The following is an 18,790-nucleotide window of genomic DNA, read 5'->3' on the forward strand; positions in this document are numbered from 1 at the left end:
TAAGGAGATATCAAAGTGACTTCAACAGGCGATCGCACAACTAAAACTACCCCAGAAGCTAATGAGATGGAACGCTGGGCTTCTCTCATTGGCGGTGGGGCTATGGTACTCACAGGTTTAAGTCAACGCTCTTTAAAAGGTGTATTAACTGCACTGGCTGGCGGTGGTTTAGTTTACCAAGGGTTAACTAAGCAAAGCACAATACAGCAAGCACAAGAAGCCCTGGGAATTAATAAACCCATCAAAGTTGAAAAGACGGTAACTATTAATAAACCAGCCGATGAACTTTACCGTTATTGGCACAACTTTGAGCAGTTACCCACCTTTATGAAGCATCTGCAATCGGTGAAGGTATACGACGCAAAACGTTCGCATTGGATTGCAAAAGCGCCTTTAGCTAACAACGTTGAATGGGATGCAGAGATTCTCGAAGATAGAGAAAACGAGTTTATCTCTTGGGCTTCTGTCGAAGGCGCAGATATTGATAACTCCGGCTTTGTCAGATTTAAAAAAGCTCCAGGCGAGCGAGGTACAGAAGTCAAAGTAGTTTTAGAATACAACATCCCCGGCGGTGGAATAAGTGCGGCTCTGGCAAAACTTTTTGGCGAAGAACCAGAACAACAAATCGGTGATGACCTACGCCGCTTCAAAATGCTCATGGAAGCCGGAGAAATCGCCACCACCGAAGGACAGCCAACAGGCAAAAGATGAAGGATAAAACTCACACTTTCTAATTCACATTTCATACTTCACATTTCATACTTTTATGAAAGCAGTCTGTTGGCAAGGTGCTAATGAAGTGCGGGTGGAATCGGTACCAGACCCGACGATTCTTAATCCCCGCGATGCGATTATTAAAATTACTTCCACAGCTATCTGTGGTTCGGATTTACATATATATGGCGGCTATATCCCAACAGTCCAAAAAGGTGACATTATTGGTCACGAATTTATGGGGGAAGTCGTCGAAGTTGGTAGGGAAGTTAATAATTTAAAAATAGGCGTAGACGCGAAGCGGCTTCTCCCTGGAGATCGCGTTGTTGTTCCCTCAACCATTGGCTGTGGTAACTGTGCTTATTGCCAGCGTGATATGTGGTCGCTGTGCGATAATTCTAACCCCAACAGTTGGCTAGAAGAAAAGTTATTTGGTAATGTTACCTCAGCAATTTATGGCTACTCTCATTTATTAGGTGGCTATGCAGGCGCACAAGCCGAATATATCCGCGTACCTTTTGCTGATGTTGGCGTTGTGAAAGTTCCGTCAGATATACCTGATGAGAAACTCTTATTTATTTCTGACGCTATTCCGACTGGCTACATGGGTGCAGAACTCTGTGATATTCAGCCAGGGGATACGGTAGCGGTTTGGGGAAGCGGTGCAGTGGGACTGTTCGCCATGATTAGCGCCTATATGATGGGTGCAGAAAAAGTAATTGCTATAGACCGCTTCCCCGAACGCTTAGAAATGGCGAAAAAATATGCCAAAGCCGAAGTAATTAACTACGAAGAAGTTAATGCAGGTGAAGCATTAAAAGAAATGACTGGCGGACGCGGCCCTGATGCTTGCATTGATGCAGTCGGTTTAGAAGCCCACGGTGTTGGTTTAGAAGACTTCTACGACCAGACAAAACAAAAACTCAAGCTAGAAAGCGATCGCCCCCACGTATTACGAGAAATGATGGTAGCCTGTCGTAAAGGCGGCACTCTGGCAATTATGGGTGTTTATGGTGGTTTCGTTGACAAAATACCCTTGGGTGCAGCTTTTAACAAAGGTCTAACCTTCAGAATGGGACAAATGCACGGACAGAAATATATGCACTTGTTACTCCAGCAAATCTTGGACGGTAAACTCGACCCTTCTTTTGTGGTAACTCATCAACTCCCACTAGCAGAAGCGGCTCACGGTTATCACATTTTTCAACAGAAAAAAGATAACTGTGTCAAAGTTGTCCTCAAACCATGAATTGGCTGATAGCCGTTCAGTTGTACACACAAATAAATAAAGCAAATGAGGTTATTTATGAAGCAAGTGATTTCTAGCTTACGCAAAATTATGGTTGTTTTCTTAGTAGGATTTATGTTCTTACTGGGACAAGCCTTTAGCTTTGTCAACGTAGCACAAGCTGATGTGACAACTCCCGAAGGAACTTATTACAAAGGCGTACCCGAAGGTCAAAACGATAACCAAGTTAGAAATGCTCAGTCTAAACTGAAAGATGCTGCTGAGAATATCCGCGAGAAACTAAACTTAGATGAGGACACTCCCAGAGCTACAAAAGAGTTTCTCAAGGATGCGAAAGACAAAGTAAGTGGAGCAGATAGTAATCAATCTAGAGCAAGCCGAGAAGGCTATTACCAAAATCCTCCTAGCAAACAACTCAGAGATAGAACCTAAAGCAAACAGTAAAAAGATAGCCATGTAGGGTGTGTTAGGTCGGCGCATTTTTTCGGAATTAGCTGTCACGAAAAAGATAATCAAAGCGCCTAACACACCATTTTATATGAATGACTAATTCCAAATGACAAAGGACTAAAAATTATGAAAGCAGTTTGCTGGCACGGAGCAAACGATGTGCGGGTAGAAACGGTTCCTGATCCCAAAATTCTTAACCCGCGAGATGCCATTATTAAAATTACATCCACAGCAATTTGTGGTTCAGATTTACATATTTATGATGGCTATATTCCCACCATGCAAAAAGGCGATATCCTTGGGCATGAATTTATGGGGGAAGTTGTAGAATTAGGCAGTGAAGTTAAGAATGTAAAAATAGGCGTAGACGCGAAGCGGCTTCTCCTTGGAGATCGCGTCGTTGTTCCCTTTACCATTTCCTGCGGTAACTGTTTTTTTTGCCAGCGCGATTTATGGTCTTTATGTGATAACTCCAACCCAAATGCTTGGCTGGTAGAACTGCAAATGGGTCACTCACCAGCAGGCTTATTTGGTTATTCGCACTTATTTGGCGGTTACGCTGGCGGACAAGCAGAATATGTCCGAGTACCCTTTGCAGATGTTGGCTTATTCAAAATTCCCGACCACCTCACAGATGAGCAAGTTCTATTTTTAACTGACATTTTCCCGACTGGTTACATGGCCGCAGAAAACTGTAACATCAAACCCGGCGATGTTGTTGCTGTTTGGGGTTGCGGCCCAGTCGGACAATTTGCCATTAAAAGTGCTTTTCTCCTTGGTGCAGAGCGCGTTATTGCCATAGACCGCATTCCCGAACGGCTGCAAATGGCCAAAGAACAAGGCAAAGCTGAAGTCCTCAACTATGAAGAGGTAGACATTGGGGAAGCACTCAAAGAATTGACAGGCGGTCGTGGCCCTGATGCTTGTATTGATGCTGTGGGTATGGAAGCACATGGTACAGATGCGATGGCTTTCTACGACAAAGTAAAACAAGCAGTTCGTCTAGAAACAGACCGTCCAACAGCATTACGTCAAGTAATTCTATCTGCGGGAAAAGGCGGTCATGTCTCAATTGCCGGAGTTTACGGTGGCTTCCTCGACAAAATTCCAATGGGTTCAGCAATGAACAAAGGTTTGACTTTCAAAATGGGACAAACCCATGTCCACAGATACTTAAAACCCTTACTCAATCACATTGAAAACGGCGACCTCGACCCTTCATTCGTAATCACTCACACTCTATCTTTAGACCAAGCACCCCACGGCTACCAAATTTTTAAAGAGAAAAAAGATAACTGTATCAAAGTTGTTCTCAAACCATAAAGTGATTAATGAAATATGACTGACACCAGCGTTAACAAAATAGATTCTAGCCATTCACCCAAAGGTAAACTCGGTCAAAAATATCTAGCTTCTGGTAAAACAGTTTCGATGCGCCTTTGGGAAAATGAACAACCAGGAGAAGATAAACCACCAACAGCACGGGAATATGAAACTGTTGGTTATGTAATTCATGGTCGTGCAGAACTGCACATCGAAGGACAAATGATTTTGCTAGAACCTGGTAGTTCTTGGGTTATTCCCAAAGGTTCACACCACACTTACAAAATTCTTGAATCATTCACCGCCGTAGAAGCCACCAGTCCACCCGCCCAAGTTCATGGACGTGATGAAAATTAAATGTTCATAGTTCACCTGTTGAGGTGAGCAGGGGGGCGGAGGGGCTTCGGGTGCAGGGGAGAGCGTACCTTCCTTCCCCCTTTCACCCCTGCACCCTTGCTTGCCTACACAAGTAAGTTTCTTATCCGAACCGTATTGAGGGTGTATGGAGGAAGTCCAGTCCAAAAGTTTACCTGTAAACCCTTTCTCAATCCAAAATCCAAAATGGTATTACCCTTCCGCCAGCAGCTGATAAGTTAGCGTAATGAAAATAATAAATTTTTTTTTGTCAAGTCTAGTTGACGTTTTGTAACAAACTTGTTAAATTTGTTTACATAAGTTAACAAGCAAGGAAAAAAATTATGTATACCACCGTTAATGAAGATGGCGTTTTAAATAACTATGCAACCGAACCCCAGATTTACTACGCTGAATACCCAGCAATTTGGGAACAGCGTCGTTACGTTATCCAAGCTGCCGTTGCAAGTTTGTTTGTAACAGGTTTAGTATTATTTGCTTTTGCAGTTAGCTAAGAGTTTTAGACTTCGGTATCGGTATCTCCCATCGACATTCAGACCTTCTCCTTGAACCTCGGTTAGTTTCGCCGAGGTTTTTTATTATTCGTATAATCACAAAACACAAGCTTCAGCAATTGAGTATTAACAACTTTCCCCAGCTTGTTCACAAGCGCCAATACTCACCCAAGTGCTAGAACCATTTTGCCAGTGTTCTTTTTTCCAAAAGGGTAAGCAATTACATGCTAAAAGTCTAGCAAATCAAAAATTTTGTGTGTATACAACATAACATGTAGGGATGTAGGGGTAAAACAATTGCGATCGCCCTTACCAAAACTCAGCAAGCATTGCTTTTCCAGAGAACTAATTCGGCCAATACCTCGCCAGAGCATCATTGTTACTTATCTTCATAAATAAAAGTAGAAAGAATAGCAAAAATGTCAGAAATTATGCGAAGAGGACTAGTGGATACAGAATACCACCGATATGTGTTTAGTAAGTCCCAGTGATTTTTTTGTAATACCTGACTATCACCATAAGTATAGATAATAATGGGACTTCTCTGTCTTTTCGCTTCATTAAATACGGCTTCAAAGTAATTAAAATCATTTCCAACTCCTAAAATTATAAGACTTCCATGATTTATATTACTGATTTGCATAACATTAGTATTAGGAATTAATATAGATTCTACTTTTTTGAATAAAGGATTCTTTTGAATTTATGCAAATTCAGCATTCATATCCCTATTACATTTATTGGGTGGATCGAATATTTTAATTTTTCTCTCCAAAATTTTAAATAATATTCTTTTTCGTTTAAAAATAGTATCGAGAAATTTGTAAGTGGTAAATGCACCAACAGCTATTGAAGAAAAGATTGTTAAAATACCAATTAACAAATCAAGATTACTTAGGTTTTGATAAATTGTTTGCCCATTCATACTCTTTATTCTACTAAAAAGTATATTTGGTACTTGAGTCTCATCAAGCTAATTAGTAAATTAAAGCATAAAGATTTTATCAGTATAAATTTAATAATATCTGCTTTATCTAGCAATAAAAAATACCAATAAAATATATAAATTAACATTTGTGCCTATAAGTTAATTGAATTTCATCAGATAAAAATATTAGTCGCTTATTAGAGGTAAAACATAAAATATTTTTATTTTGACTGGAAACTCAGTATAAGTTAGTGTAGATACTTAAAAGATAAAAATATTACTCACTAAAAAAATGTGTCGGCTCACAAAAAAGTCCCGACAGATAGTTAATAATCTCTGAACGGCTGATTTAACGACATGAATGACGATTCTCGCATAAGGATAATTACTGCACTAGCCTGGTGTCTCGCTTGGGACAAAAAGAACAATCTTAGTCAGGATGAACTCAGTAGCCTGCACCAAATGCGACAGGCATTGCAAAAGGGGCAAGATGTGCCAGAAAGTACAAAAACTTTTATTCAACAGGCACAGCGCCTTTACAATACTTTTGAAGACTCTACTCCTCAAACACTTAATGAGTTAAAAGAAAAAGAGGATTACTTAAAACTTTGGGAAGACAAGAGACGCATCGGCTTGGTTTATGGTGGTGCGACTAAGATTAAACAGTATGTTTTTGAAGCTGCGAAATTACCTGATATTCGTGGTGCTTCAGCACTTCTGGACAGAATAAATTTGGTTGATTTACCTGCATTTTTTAGTGAGGGACAACGATCGCTATCTATTGAACAGTGGTTAGATACTAATTTTCCTAATTTAAGAAAAGCTTTAATTCCTGAGCTAATTATTTATTCTACAGGTGGTAGCATTCTGGTATTTTGTCCAGCAGAATTTGTTAATGATTTAGCGAATGCTATTGAAAAACGCTATACTTATGAAACTTTAACAGCTAATTCCTGTGCAGTTGGTGATACTTTTAAGCTATTAGAATTTCGGTTTGGTTTGTTGCAAGAAAAAATTGAAGATACTTTCTGGTTTGATAAGTACGAGAATAACCAAGACAATCTGATAATTCGGGCTTATTTTGATCAAGCAGAAGTTAACGATCCTTTTGAAAGGTTCCAAAATCGTAAGAATTTTAATGAACTGGTGGGAAAATTAGCAAACCAGTTCACACAAAGACGCAACGGTAATAAACTACCCAAAAAAGAACCAACAGACAAAGAACGTCCAAGTCGCTGCTATCCACCGATATTTGAAACTCATCCTTATGTGCAGAGAGATGAAAGCGATCGCCGTTCTGCAATTATGAAAGTAGAGTTACCAAATAGTAGTTTTTTGTCGGAACCTCTAGCGCGAAAACGCTTGGTAGGAGAGATTGCTAAAGTGGACAGTTCTCACGGTTGGTATAATAACGCCAACTTGGAATGGCAACCTTTTGATATTTGGATCTCAAAATGGGTGAAGAAGTTTGAGGACTTTCTTGATAAAGATGAGAACCAACAATTAGCCAGTCGATATTATGGTAATGTCCATGAAGAAGTAGAACAAGCACGTTCTCTTCGAGAAATTGCATCAGCCAGTAAACCATCAGGATTTGTGGCTTATATATATGCTGATGGTAATAATATGGGTGGTTATATCCGGCAGAAAATTAAAACTCCACAAGATTATCGGCTTTTTAGCGAAGATATTTTTAAGGCTACAGAAAAATCTGTTTACAAAGCATTAGCGGAATATTTGCATCCTTATCAATATACACCTGATGCTAAATCTAGTAGAACTAATAAAGAACCTGTTTGGATTCATCCTTTTGAAATTATTACTATTGGTGGTGATGATGTATTACTAGTTGTTCCTGCTGATAAAGCTTTAGAAATCGCTAAAACTATCGGTGATGAATTTGAAGAATATTTAGGGAGAACTGGACGATATTCATTAGAGCAAACAGCACCTAATTTATTAGCTCATCGCTATAACACAGGTAGTATACCACCTTCTAAATGTTTGTTGAGTATGTCAACTGGTGTATTGATTACAGCACAGGATACGCCAATTTATTATGCAGACAAATTAGTAAGTCAATTACTCAAATCGGCTAAAAAATATGCGAAAGATTTGAAGAAAAAACATAAATATTATGGTGGGACAGTAGATTTTTTAGTTATGAAAGCTGTAACGATGATTTCCTCAAATATTAAGGAGTTTCGAGAAGAAGGATTAATTAAAAATAAAGATGGAGAATCCAAATTAAAGCTATATGCCTCTCCCTATACTTTATATGAATTGGGAGGGTTATTAGAAACGGTTAAAGCATTTAAAAAAGCTGAATTTCCTCGTTCTCAACTATACCAAATCCGCAGTTTACTGGAACGAGGTAAGCGTACAGCTATCCTTAACTATCGTTATTTTCGGATTCGACTAACTAATGAAGTAGCTAAACAAGAATTGAAAGACAACTTTGAATTAGCTTGGTGTCAACCAAAAGATTCATCTAATCATGGAAATTTATCACCTTGGATGTCTTTACAAGAAAGTAATTCACAAGATGCAAAAGAAGCGAAAATGACATACGAAACTATTTGGCGGGAATTAGTAGATTTGTATCCCTTTATTGCTGAAGAAACAGAACCTCTTACCGAACAAGCAACTACACTAGAGGTAAGTTAATGATTTATTTAGATTGCCTTTCTGCTGTTGAAACTGATACTTTTAAACTTAAAGCTGTAATTGATACTGCATTATGTGTGGGTGCAGGTGGTTCCTCTGGTTCATTGGCTGATAAACCTATAGTTCGTAATGCACAAGGACAACTTATCATACCCGGTTCGCAGCTTAAAGGAAGATTGCGTCATGAATGCGAAAAGCTGGCACGTAGTTTAGGATGGCAAATATTTTCTGCACCTTCAGCTACATCACTTTGTCCGACTGAAAAAGAGGTAGAAACTCGGTTTAAAAACGATTATACAATTGAAGGCTATCGAGGATATCACTGTTTTGTTTCTAAGATATTTGGCGATCCGATTTTACCTTCACGGGTGATTGTTGATGACTTAATTTGCTCTTTTGCGGCGAAAGATTTGCCAGAAGTTTTGCGTCCTGGTGTGACAATTAACCGCAGAAGACGCACCGCAGAGGAGAAAAAATTGTATTTGTTAGAAACTTCTCCAGTCAATACTCAATTAAGTTTTGCAGGAGAAATTCATCTGTTACCAAATCACCCAAATTATGCCAAACCCTTGATACTTGCAGCCTTACATCATATTCATGCCTTGGGTGGTAGCAAATCTGCGGGGTTAGGATGGTTGCATTGGGAAGAGTTACCGCAGATTTCTAACGATGATGCAGTTTGGTTAAGTTTATTACCAAAGGCGGAATCATGACACGACTGGAACTAACTATCACAGCTTTATCTCCCCTCGCACCAGGACGACAAAAACCCGGTGGTTCTGTGAGCGAAGTGGAAAACTATATTTCTGGTTCGGTGTTGCGGGGTGCGATCGCCTACCAAATTTTACAACTATCTGGTCAGCAGTCGGCAAATTTAGCAGAGGATGGCGGCAATTTTCAAAGTCTATTTTTAGGGGAAAATCCCGCAATTTTTGGCAATGCTTACCCCGCAGTTGCGAAAATAGACGATAAATCGATAGTTGTAAATCAGTCTATCAAGGTTTTACCTGCAACTGCTGTTAGTTCCAAAACTAATCCTGGCTTTACTTCCAGTCGTGGCGCACATGGAGTTTTTGATACTCTCATCGATGCTTTTTGTGCCACAGCCTATAATCAACCTTACGACCCCAGCGACCCAAAAGCGATCGCAGAAGGCACAAACCCCCAGGTTGAAACTTACAATAGTTTTTATAGCAAAATAGACAATAAATATTACAGCCACGATGCAAGTAGCCGCTTTTTAACACGAGTGGGAATTAATCGCCGTCGCGCCACTGCGGAAGAAGAAATCCTTTACAGCGTACAAGTTTTGAATGAGTCTTTCTTGAAAAATACTAAGACAGATGAATGGGATAAATTTGTTTTTCGGAGTTTTGTTGTAGTTTCCAATGAATCTTTAGCTGAAGAATTGCAAAGATTTATCGAAAGAAATCCCTTGAACTTTCGCATTGGTGGTTCGGCTTCTAGAGGTTTAGGCAAAGTCAAAATTGAAGTTAGCAAAGGACAATCACCAGCGAAAAGCATTAAATCTCGAATTGATGAGTTTAACGAAGCCTTAAAAAATAGATGGAATCTTTGGGCTATTTTTGGTCAACCTCAAGACGATTTATTAACAGGTCGAGTTTATTTTACTCTTGATTTACAATCTGATGCCATTCTTACCGAAAACTGGCAACGCACAACGGTAGTTTCTGCCGAGATGTTGAAGAACTTTACCAAAGTTGATTCATCTCTAGAAATGCACGTTGCTTACAGCAGCTATGAATATCGTTCTGGCTGGAACTCTGCTTGGGGGTTGATGAAAGATGTGGAACTTGTCACTACAAAAGGTTCTGTGTATTTGTTTAGTACAACAGAAGCAGAAAAATGGTATGCAGCGTTAGAGGATTTGGAAAGTCAAGGAATAGGCGATCGCACCTGTGAAGGTTTTGGACAAGTAGAAGTTTGCAACGAGTTTCATCAAGTTTTTCGGGAGAATGCAAAATGACTCAGATATCAGATCCACAGGTGGCGTTGAAGGTGCAAAAAGCAATTTATCAAGCTGAAGATGATTTAGTGATTGCAATTGAAACAGCTTTGGATAATTGTGAATATATTAAAACGGGCGATAAAAAACTAGAAGAATCACAATTTAATAATTTACTGAGGGTTGCGGATACAACTGATAGTCCAGAGGTAATTAAAAATTTTATTTGTTATCAAGTTGGTAGGGATGAAAAATGGGGAAGAGGTAGAAATTCGCTTGCAGCTAGAATAATTCAAGATATCGATATCTCTTTACAAATAAGAGCTAAACAAATTGTTGCAGATAATCCAGGTGCAGATTTGAAATATATCTGGATACAACTTATCCGTCGTTATATTGGTTACGGTTCGCGTTATTTAAAATATCTCAATGAAGTGAAAAAAAATCCAAATTCATCTGTTGTTGACCCTCGAAATGCAGAAGGAAATCGAGACACAGCAGACGCAAGTAATAAAAATGGTAATTAGCTATTATGTTTGATACTTTTAAGAATCGTTTAGAAATAACAGGAAAACTCTCTAGTGTTACTGCATTACGGATTAGTGCTGGTCGCTCTACTGAGCCAATTGGGGCTGATTTACCCGTAATTAAAGACGCGTTAGAACGACCGTTCATTCCCGGTTCTAGCTTTAAAGGCGCATTGCGATCGCGTCTTGAAAGTTTCTTGCGAGGAATTGATACGAGTCTGGCTGAAGACCCCGCTAATTTTACTAGTCAAGCTCGCAATCAAATCATCAAGAAAATCAAAGAAGATTATCAAGATGATGATTATACTTTGACTAATGAACTACTCAAACAAACTGATTTAATTTCTCGTCTCTTTGGTTCGCCTTGGATTGCTAGTAAGTTTCAGGTACGAGATTTGACAGTGGTACAAGATACATGGTTCGGGCAATATCAAGAAAGAGATGGGGTAGCAATTGACCGTGATACAGAAACAGCAGCAGAAGGAAAACTTTACAATTTCCAAGTAGTTCCGTCTGGTACAAGCTTTGATTTCAAAATAGTAGTAGAAAATGCAGAAAAATGGGAATTAGGCTTACTGTTAATTGGTTTACATCAGTTTGAAAGTGAACAAATACCACTAGGTGGCGGACGTTCTCGCGGTTTGGGTGTTGTGAGTTTAAAAATTGATCAAATGCAATGGTTTGACGCTGAAGGTGATGCGGAAAAGCTTTTAACTTATCTGCAAAATCAAGTTACAGGTAACATGAGTAACTATCAATATGGAGAAGAAGAAATCGAAATACTCAAACAAGAATGGACGCAAGCTTTAATTTGGCATTTACGATGCTTAATACCTGGAAATTCTTTAACTCAAACCACAACTGAAGAAGTTTAACCATGCACAAGCGATTAGTTAACCACTGCACAATTGATTTCAGCATTATTCCTGTCGGGCCGATTTTAATTAAATCGGGAAAAGAAGGTGCAGACCCAACGAAGCCTAACATGGAATTTGTAGAAACTTACCATGCTGGTGGACGTTCGGTTTACCTTCCGGGAAGTTCGCTTAAAGGAGCAATTCGCGCTCATGCTGAACGTATTGTTAGAACAGTAGGAAGCGATAAACGTCCTACGTCAGAAACCAAATCAGATAAATTTGAGCTTTGGGCTGATGACCCTTTGAAAAATGAAAATTCCGAATATTACAAAAAATTACCATCTGCTGAAATATATAAACAATCTTCTTTTACTGACCAAATATTTGGTAATACTAGCATCGCTAGTCGTATCCGCATTCAAGATGCTTATCCGACTACTTCAATACCCCTGAAAATTGAAGAACGTAATGGAGTTGCAATTGACCGCGTTTTTGGTTCTGCTGTGCGCGGCGCATTATTTAATTACGAAGTTTGCACATCTGGAGATTTTCGCACCAAAATTCATCTTAAAAATTTCTCTTTGGCACAATTAGGTTTAATTGGTTTAGTCTTGCGCGATTTAGATGATGGCTGGTTTGGCATTGGTTTTGCCAAATCTCGCGGTATGGGTACAGTCAAATTGCAATATCATTCTGCTGTGGTGCAATATCCTGGTTGTGAGTTACGAGGTGATAGAATCTACGCCATTGGTAAAGAGTTAAATTGGTCAAATAAGTTTTTATTAGGAGCAGGAGAATTTTTACAAGGGAAAGACGAAAACCCTTATAAATTTCCTATTAATGATAAACAAGATACTATAATCACTGCCGAAGAAATGTCTTATGGTTTTGGGGTGCAATTAACTTGGACAGGAGAAGATGACAGAGGTGTTCCAGATTTATTTGAGCGTGCTGTTCGTCAATGGCGTGAGATATTACCAAAAGGAGTTGGCGCATGAGTTTTGTGGGATATAAACAAGTCTCATCTCCAGCAGAATTACAAAAATTACTGCAAGATTATTATCAGCAGCCTAGTTATTATTTTCTGCGTTGGGCATATAAAGTTAGTGGTATTTTAGCTGATTTACCAGCAGATTTTTCTAGTCCAGAAGGGCAAATGTTTAACACAGAATTAGAGCTACGCTGGAAGCGGAGTAATAACGGTTATCAAGTGTTATTGCTCAGTCGAAATCAGCCTCAAACAGAATCAAAATTTAATCCTATTGGTAAAGATTGGATAACTAGCGATCGCAATGCTTATTTCCATGATAAAGATGAGACAAAATTCCCTAAAGGATTTATCTATCCTGAGAAGCTTGCGTTAGGTCAGCGATACTTTCAAGATGTTCAAACCTCAAGCATACATTTTGTTGCTTTAACTGTCAAAACCTAAAATTATAACTTTAAAATATATGCCAAGAAACTATGACTTTGTATCTTTACCACAACAAAAACCTGAGAGAGTCAATATTCAAGCAAAAGATGGAAAGGATAAGTTTGGACATGATAAATATCAACTCAACACTCAGCGTTTTAGTGGGAAGTTATTTTTAGATTTAACAGTTGTTTCACCTTTAGCTGTAAATTCAGGTATTACTGTTATGGGTAGCGATTTAGCACAACAAACTCTAGATCCTACCTCAGCTAAATATGTTGCCACAATTAGTCTAATTCAATCTTCTGTACAACAAAATCAGCGACTAATCATTCCTGGCAGTTCTCTCAAAGGAGTTGTACGCTCAATATATGAAGCCATCACAAGAAGTTGTTTATGTAAAACTAATGCAAAAGTTCCTGATGGCTACGGCGAGTGTAAAGATATCTCACAACTTTGTCCAGCTTGCGTAACATTTGGTGCAATGAGTTGGCTGGGACTAGTACATTTTCATGATGCGAAATATGACCCTGATAACGATAAACCAGGCTTCCAAACAGGACTGATTACTCCTTTATTTTCACCGAAACCTGAAGCTGTTGATTTAGAAACTGGTGAAAAAATTTATTATGATAAAAATAATAAAATTCGCGGGCGCAAATTTTATCCCCATTCTTACCAAGAAGAAGTAAAACCAACAATTCGCATTCAACAAGCAGAAACAGGTAAAAAGTTCACCACTTATGTGAATTATGCCAACTTAACAAAATCACAACTAGGAACATTATTAATTGCTTTAGGACAAGACCCAGAAAACCAACTAGGATTAAAAATTGGTAGCGGTAAAGCTGTGGGAATGGGAACTATGAGAATAGATGTAGTTAAAATCGAGCAATTAAACATTAATCGTTACTTATCTTATAATTCAAACTCCTCAGATTTAGAAGGCAATAAATTACAAACATTCATTTTAGATGCTATTAAATCTGCCAAACCACAACCCCAAACAACTACAGCCAAAAATCAACTTAACAAACCTGTCGTTAAATCGGCTAATCAACCATTAGTACAACTAAAGCAGTTACAAGAAATTAAAGCCTTACTAGGGTTAACAAAAAACTCATAGTAGTAATTTAAGGACAAATAACAGTGGAAACTAAACAATCTTTATCAGAAGATCAAATGTGGAATACTGCCCATAATATTGCTAAAGTGCTTGTTCAAGAACAACAACGCATTGAGGCAAGTAAAGATGGTATTCGTTCGCAATTAGGTAAAGTAATTGCCTACCTACGTGCAAATATTAGCCAAAACCCGTCAGCTAATAGTGAAAATTTTTTTAAGTATTTAAAAACACTGGCTGATAGTAGTAAAAGTGTTAAACAAACTGATAGAACTCCTGATTATTGTCGCAGTATTCATAAGACCTGTACTGATTATCTTAAAAATACAGAAGTAAATCCTAAAGATATATTAGAAATTTTGGGCTGGACTTTTCGCTTATTTAATTACTACAAAGTCACTCCCCTAGAAGATTTTGAGAAGCTATCAGTATCAAATCGGCAAATGGAAATACAAACAGTTGCCAAATCTCAAAACTTGCAAATAGGAAATAAAATAGAAGCCAACATAACAAAAATTAGTGGCAATAAAGTTACCTATCAGTTATTAAATATTTTTTCTAAAACCGTCAAAGAACCAAAACATTATACGTCATTAAAAACCGGACAAACAGTCATAGTTGAAATAACTGAAATAGAAGATGGAGTTCCCAAAAAAATTAAATATATTAAACCTAAATGAATAATAAAATCCTATAGATTATGTTGTCCATCTGCTACATAAGCTGAATCGGCAACAATTCCGATTAAAGTTACAGAAGTATTTGCCGCAACATAATAGTAATCAACTCGTGTTGCTAAATTTTTTACCTCTTCAGAAAATCCATCGATATAAATTACTAAAACGGTTGTTTTGTCTAACCAGTTTAATGCTAAGTCAATCTGATTTCTTACTTTTTCTTCTCGTTTGTTTTTCGCATCGTCTTTTGATAATCCAACAAAATCTTGTCCTTCAAGTAGTTTAGAATTAATCAAATCTAAAACTAAAATATCTCCTAGTGGCTTTTTGGGCTTGCGCTTTTGATTGCAAAACCTGACTTTAGCAAAGCCTCTAGTTCGCAATAGCTTACAATCATCAGGTTCTGTTGTATCATCACTGGGTAAGTAATAATCAACAACTGTTGAACCAATTACCCTTTCACGTTGCAAAGAACGCTTGACACTCTCAACCTCAGCCTGGACTAAATCTGTAATTTTATTTTCTACTTCTCGGTTAATTAATTGACTGGCTAATTTTTTCGCATCATCTAAATTTTTACCTATAGCAAAAGCTAAAAAAGTACCTAAAAAGCCAAATACGACTAAGGTAAATTGCATTGCTGCAACAAATCTGTTAAAGCTTTCACCTAGTTGACCATTTGTAGCCTTGAGAAATTCTAACTGACTTTTGAGTAGTTCAATATCATTGATATTTTTTGTGGGACTTACCACTGGTGAAGGTGTGATTGTAGGTGTTGGAGTTTGGGCAATAACTAAATCCCAAAGGTGGGATAAATCAATTGAGGGTAGCCAATCCATAAGTACTTTGTTGATGGCGATTACTTCTCTATTTAATCATGTGCGATCGCACACATTATTGTATTCCAACTTTAACTTAAGCGATCGCACTCCCTTAACAACATTGGAACTACATTAAACAACTACTCCGTATCCTGTGTACGGACGTTTATATGGTGGCTGCAAACCTAAAACAATATCTTCTTTTTGTACTCCCATCTCTAATAGTTCTTGTGCTAAATCCACATCTGTCATATTCTGCTGAATCCAGATTTTATCATTTTTAATATCAAAATGAATAACAGTGTGATACACACGACTTAAACCATTCCAACCTATACGCATCAATTGATAGTGGTCGTGCATTGTATCAAATATTAATTCGTTTTCAATCTCTTCACGTTGAGGTTTATACTTACTGTGTTTTGCTAATATTTCTTGGATAGATTGGCGGTATTGCTCTAGTTTGTCCATCTCACAATCACTTCCATAATTGGATCGTATATTATTAGTTTTAGTTGATGTCGCCGCACGGCAATTTTAGCAAGTTTAGTCTGAAAAAAGGTTTCATAAGCATCAACTGGAACTGCTAAATATAACTGACGTTCTGGTTCGTTTTCTTCCAGTGCAATTTGATAATTCAAGAATTGTCCCAAGGCGGTATGAAAGTCGCTAACCGCAGAGTTACTCGCAAAACTTTTGATTTCCACAGCTATTTTTTCGCCTTCTCTTTCTGCTGCTATCAGCCTTTCTGCACCCAAGTCTATTTTAAGCGTCACCTCCTCAAATTCTATTTGTAGGGGATCATCAGTAACTATCCAATTTTCTTTCTGGAGTGCTTTTTTAACCGCTTCATGAAATAAATCTCTAGCTGACATCTAGCAAAAAACTTTGTTTGTATTTATCACACCACTGCGCGTCTATTATATCAAATGCAGTTTCAACAGTGGTTTTGCTGTGCGATCGCATTATTACCCAATCCAGTAATTGATGATATTTTCATCCCCGTCAGGGGTAATTAATTAAAAACATCACACAAACAATCGAAAACGCTATTACCATATTGTTTCCATCCCCGTGAGGGGTAATTAATTGAAAACCATTCGCTATGCGAAGGGAGAAAAAACCTCTGAAAAGTTTCCATCCCCGTGAGGGGTAATTAATTGAAAACTATGCACAACGGGCTAATACCCCGATTGCAGATGGGGTTTCCATCCCCGTGAGGGGTAATTAATTGAAAACCATTTCCCGCAGGTAAAGCCAGTGGACATGTGATTTGGTTTCCATCCCCGTGAGGGGTAATTAATTGAAAACCGTCTATGCAATATCTTCCTGATGCGAATCAGAAAGCATTGTTTCCATCCCCGTGAGGGGTAATTAATTGAAAACCCTGCAAGCGACCGTCCGGCTGCATGGACAATTTCTGCGATGTTTCCATCCCCGTGAGGGGTAATTAATTGAAAACTTTTCAGCATATGCTGTGTCAAAATCTTTGTTGTTGTTTCCATCCCCGTGAGGGGTAATTAATTGAAAACCCTGTTTTAAAGCAACTGATCGAGCAAAAGCTTAAGTTTCCATCCCCGTGAGGGGTAATTAATTGAAAACAATTGCTTTCTGGAAGACACGGGAAGAACAAGATTTATAGTTTCCATCCCCGTGAGGGGTAATTAATTGAAAACACTACCCTTTTGGAACACTTGCTACAACTGGGTTTGAAAGTGCCATTTTCGCGGGGGGTCTGATTTTACTGTCAATAAGCATACTTTATTGACAATTAGACACCATCACAGACACCTCAAAGCCTTACTGAGTAAGTGATTCGCGGGGGTCAACGGAAGAATCAGGGTTTCAAGCATTGCCTTACCCCCGCGAAAAATTTGCGTGTGAAAAGTAAAAATCAAGACTTTAACTTTCACCAGGAAACGCAATATTAAGTTTTCAAGGTTCTGCTTTCTTGAAACAGAGTATACCAAACTACTCCTCAGTTTTTAAAGCGCGTCTTGCCAACTTGACATAAGTCTTCACTGTTTCATAAGGCATTTCTAAATCTTCTGCCACTACCTGCAACGACTCTCCCATTTCCCGCCTTGCTAAAATTGTCGCCCATTTCGTGGCTATTTCATCTGCTCGTTCTCCACCTGTTCGTTTGCGTCGTGCTTTAAATATCTGTGTTAAATCTTCAATGCGTTTCGCCAAGACAGTTTGCACATCAGGTATATCTTGAACCACTTGAGATGACCAACCAAAACGTGTTTGTCCCAAGCCAAAAGTAGTTTTGTGTCCAGTACCGCAGTAAGGTGCAAGTTTGCCTAAAGCATAAAATAATTGCTCAAATTGTGGCTGCTTGGCTGCTTCCTTTGCCAAAGTTAACTCTATCGCACCAGTAAATCCTGTGACTGCGCCTTTTTTTCCCGCCAGTACCTTTGCAGTTGTAAGTTGACAACGGGTAATCAATACATAATCCTCTACCCAAGCCAAAAAAGCATCCTGGTCAACAGCCATTCCCGAAAAATCATTCCAGCGTCGCAGGTAGCTATGAAATACATTTACTGGTACTGGTAAGGGGAAATGATGACCTTTGCGGCGAAAACTTGTCGGACTGAGAAATTTTAAAGCAATAGTGTCACTATGCTCGGATTCTAGAAGTTGCTTATATGTTGTAGGAGAATGAGCAATACTAACAGAATGAATTTGCAAAGGTGCATTTCTTAACTCAAGTACTTCTGGCAAATTTTTTACCCACTGCACCATCCATTGTTGCACTCGACGAGATAAAGCTGTGACATACCAACGATAGGAAGTGTTGGCAGATAATTTTATTTGTCTACCACTACTAGTAATCTCTCCATTTAAAGCTGAAATAGTAAAAGGTTTTTATGACTCACCATCATGGAGGTATGCTGAAAGTTCTGGGTCTTGGGAACGCACTTGTTCCAAAAACCAGGCGTGGAGTCCAATAGTGTACTGTGGGAAGAGGTCACAATCTTTTGCTGGGACTAACTCAAATTCTAAGCCGATTAACTCTGTGTCTGGCGGCCATGTCAGCTTATATGGAGAGGTATCTGCCTTTTTTTGAGAACGTCGAGGCACGGTGTTACAGCACTTGCGTCTGTTATGAGGTACAATAAATTAAAATATAAATACCTCTAAATGAAGTCATACTCTGTCGATCTTCGAGAAAAAATAGTTGCAGCACATCTTCAAAAAA

18 protein-coding genes, 2 pseudogenes and 1 CRISPR repeat array are annotated in these 18,790 nt (G+C 38.5%); of the genes and pseudogenes, 15 read left to right on the forward strand and 5 right to left on the reverse strand.

The features are described from left to right. Positions 1-15 precede the first annotated feature (15 nt). The 6 genes from H6G77_RS28630 (at position 16) to psb34 (ending at position 4,605) form a co-directional block, all read left to right on the forward strand. Positions 16-711: an SRPBCC family protein gene (locus tag H6G77_RS28630; RefSeq protein ID WP_190670508.1), complete on the forward strand. Its 696-nt coding sequence runs from the start codon at positions 16-18 to the stop codon at positions 709-711. Between the two features lie 55 nt (positions 712-766). Further along, a complete protein-coding gene (locus H6G77_RS28635; protein ID WP_190873371.1) occupies positions 767-1,963 on the forward strand; it encodes a zinc-dependent alcohol dehydrogenase in 1,197 nt (398 codons plus the stop codon). 57 nt (positions 1,964-2,020) lie between these two features. After that, positions 2,021-2,395 (forward strand): hypothetical protein, encoded by a 375-nt coding sequence (locus tag H6G77_RS28640; protein WP_190873372.1) that lies wholly within the window; start codon positions 2,021-2,023, stop codon positions 2,393-2,395. A gap of 144 nt (positions 2,396-2,539) precedes the next feature. Next, on the forward strand, positions 2,540-3,736 hold the full coding sequence (locus H6G77_RS28645) for a zinc-dependent alcohol dehydrogenase (RefSeq protein ID WP_190873373.1): 1,197 nt from the start codon (positions 2,540-2,542) through the stop codon (positions 3,734-3,736). 15 nt (positions 3,737-3,751) lie between these two features. Next, on the forward strand, positions 3,752-4,093 hold the full coding sequence (locus tag H6G77_RS28650; RefSeq protein WP_190588560.1) for a cupin domain-containing protein: 342 nt from the start codon (positions 3,752-3,754) through the stop codon (positions 4,091-4,093). 341 nt (positions 4,094-4,434) lie between these two features. Then, positions 4,435-4,605 carry a photosystem II assembly protein Psb34 gene (psb34, locus tag H6G77_RS28655; protein WP_190588561.1) on the forward strand — a complete coding sequence of 57 codons (171 nt, stop codon included), beginning with the start codon at positions 4,435-4,437 and terminating at the stop codon, positions 4,603-4,605. 126 nt (positions 4,606-4,731) lie between these two features. Here the strand turns inward: psb34 and H6G77_RS35940 are convergent. Then, positions 4,732-4,818, reverse strand: a pseudogene (locus H6G77_RS35940) (molybdenum cofactor biosynthesis protein MoaE); the annotation flags it as partial. A 1,072-nt stretch (positions 4,819-5,890) separates the two neighbouring features. Between H6G77_RS35940 and cas10 the strand changes: the two are divergent. From cas10 to H6G77_RS28700, 9 genes are read left to right on the forward strand one after another with little or no spacing between them, the layout of a single operon-like run. Then, positions 5,891-8,200 (forward strand): type III-B CRISPR-associated protein Cas10/Cmr2, encoded by a 2,310-nt coding sequence (gene cas10, locus H6G77_RS28660; protein WP_190873374.1) that lies wholly within the window; start codon positions 5,891-5,893, stop codon positions 8,198-8,200. Next, positions 8,200-8,913 carry an RAMP superfamily CRISPR-associated protein gene (locus H6G77_RS28665; protein ID WP_190873375.1) on the forward strand — a complete coding sequence of 238 codons (714 nt, stop codon included), beginning with the start codon at positions 8,200-8,202 and terminating at the stop codon, positions 8,911-8,913. Before cas10 ends, H6G77_RS28665 begins: the two co-directional genes overlap by 1 nt. After that, positions 8,910-10,187, forward strand: coding sequence for a CRISPR-associated RAMP protein Csx10 (gene csx10 / locus H6G77_RS28670; RefSeq protein WP_190873376.1), 1,278 nt, complete (start codon positions 8,910-8,912; stop codon positions 10,185-10,187). Before H6G77_RS28665 ends, csx10 begins: the two co-directional genes overlap by 4 nt. A gap of 32 nt (positions 10,188-10,219) precedes the next feature. Then, positions 10,220-10,693 (forward strand): hypothetical protein, encoded by a 474-nt coding sequence (locus H6G77_RS28675; RefSeq protein ID WP_313933895.1) that lies wholly within the window; start codon positions 10,220-10,222, stop codon positions 10,691-10,693. Positions 10,694-10,698: 5 nt separating this feature from the next. After that, positions 10,699-11,568 (forward strand): CRISPR-associated RAMP protein Csx7, encoded by an 870-nt coding sequence (gene csx7 / locus H6G77_RS28680; RefSeq protein WP_190873377.1) that lies wholly within the window; start codon positions 10,699-10,701, stop codon positions 11,566-11,568. A gap of 2 nt (positions 11,569-11,570) precedes the next feature. Beyond that, positions 11,571-12,548, forward strand: a complete 978-nt coding sequence (locus H6G77_RS28685; protein ID WP_190873378.1) for an RAMP superfamily CRISPR-associated protein — start codon at positions 11,571-11,573, stop codon at positions 12,546-12,548. Next, on the forward strand, positions 12,545-12,982 hold the full coding sequence (locus tag H6G77_RS28690; RefSeq protein WP_190873379.1) for a hypothetical protein: 438 nt from the start codon (positions 12,545-12,547) through the stop codon (positions 12,980-12,982). Before H6G77_RS28685 ends, H6G77_RS28690 begins: the two co-directional genes overlap by 4 nt. Before the next feature lie 19 nt (positions 12,983-13,001). Then, complete coding sequence (locus H6G77_RS28695; protein WP_190873380.1) at positions 13,002-14,090, forward strand: RAMP superfamily CRISPR-associated protein; 1,089 nt, start codon at positions 13,002-13,004, stop codon at positions 14,088-14,090. 23 nt (positions 14,091-14,113) lie between these two features. Then, complete coding sequence (locus tag H6G77_RS28700; protein WP_190873381.1) at positions 14,114-14,767, forward strand: hypothetical protein; 654 nt, start codon at positions 14,114-14,116, stop codon at positions 14,765-14,767. Positions 14,768-14,778: 11 nt separating this feature from the next. Here the strand turns inward: H6G77_RS28700 and H6G77_RS28705 are convergent, their stop codons facing one another. The 4 genes and pseudogenes from H6G77_RS28705 to cas6 form a co-directional block, all read right to left on the reverse strand. Further along, entirely contained in the window at positions 14,779-15,603 is an 825-nt protein-coding gene (locus tag H6G77_RS28705; protein WP_190873382.1) for a hypothetical protein, read from the reverse strand. Between the two features lie 114 nt (positions 15,604-15,717). Then, positions 15,718-16,056: a XisI protein gene (locus H6G77_RS28710; protein WP_015113645.1), complete on the reverse strand. Its 339-nt coding sequence runs from the start codon at positions 16,054-16,056 to the stop codon at positions 15,718-15,720. Continuing rightward, entirely contained in the window at positions 16,044-16,460 is a 417-nt protein-coding gene (locus tag H6G77_RS28715; protein WP_190873383.1) for a XisH family protein, read from the reverse strand. The genes H6G77_RS28710 and H6G77_RS28715 overlap by 13 nt, the downstream gene beginning before the upstream one ends. Positions 16,461-16,577: 117 nt before the next feature. Continuing rightward, a CRISPR array of direct repeats spans positions 16,578-17,261; the repeat unit is 35 nt; unit sequence GTTTCCATCCCCGTGAGGGGTAATTAATTGAAAAC. Between the two features lie 295 nt (positions 17,262-17,556). Further along, positions 17,557-18,672: pseudogene (gene cas6 / locus H6G77_RS28720) on the reverse strand (CRISPR-associated endoribonuclease Cas6). Positions 18,673-18,790: the final 118 nt, after the last annotated feature.

The organism is Aulosira sp. FACHB-615 (genome assembly GCF_014698045.1).
In the GTDB taxonomy this organism is placed as follows: Bacteria; Cyanobacteriota; Cyanobacteriia; order Cyanobacteriales; family Nostocaceae; genus Nostoc_B.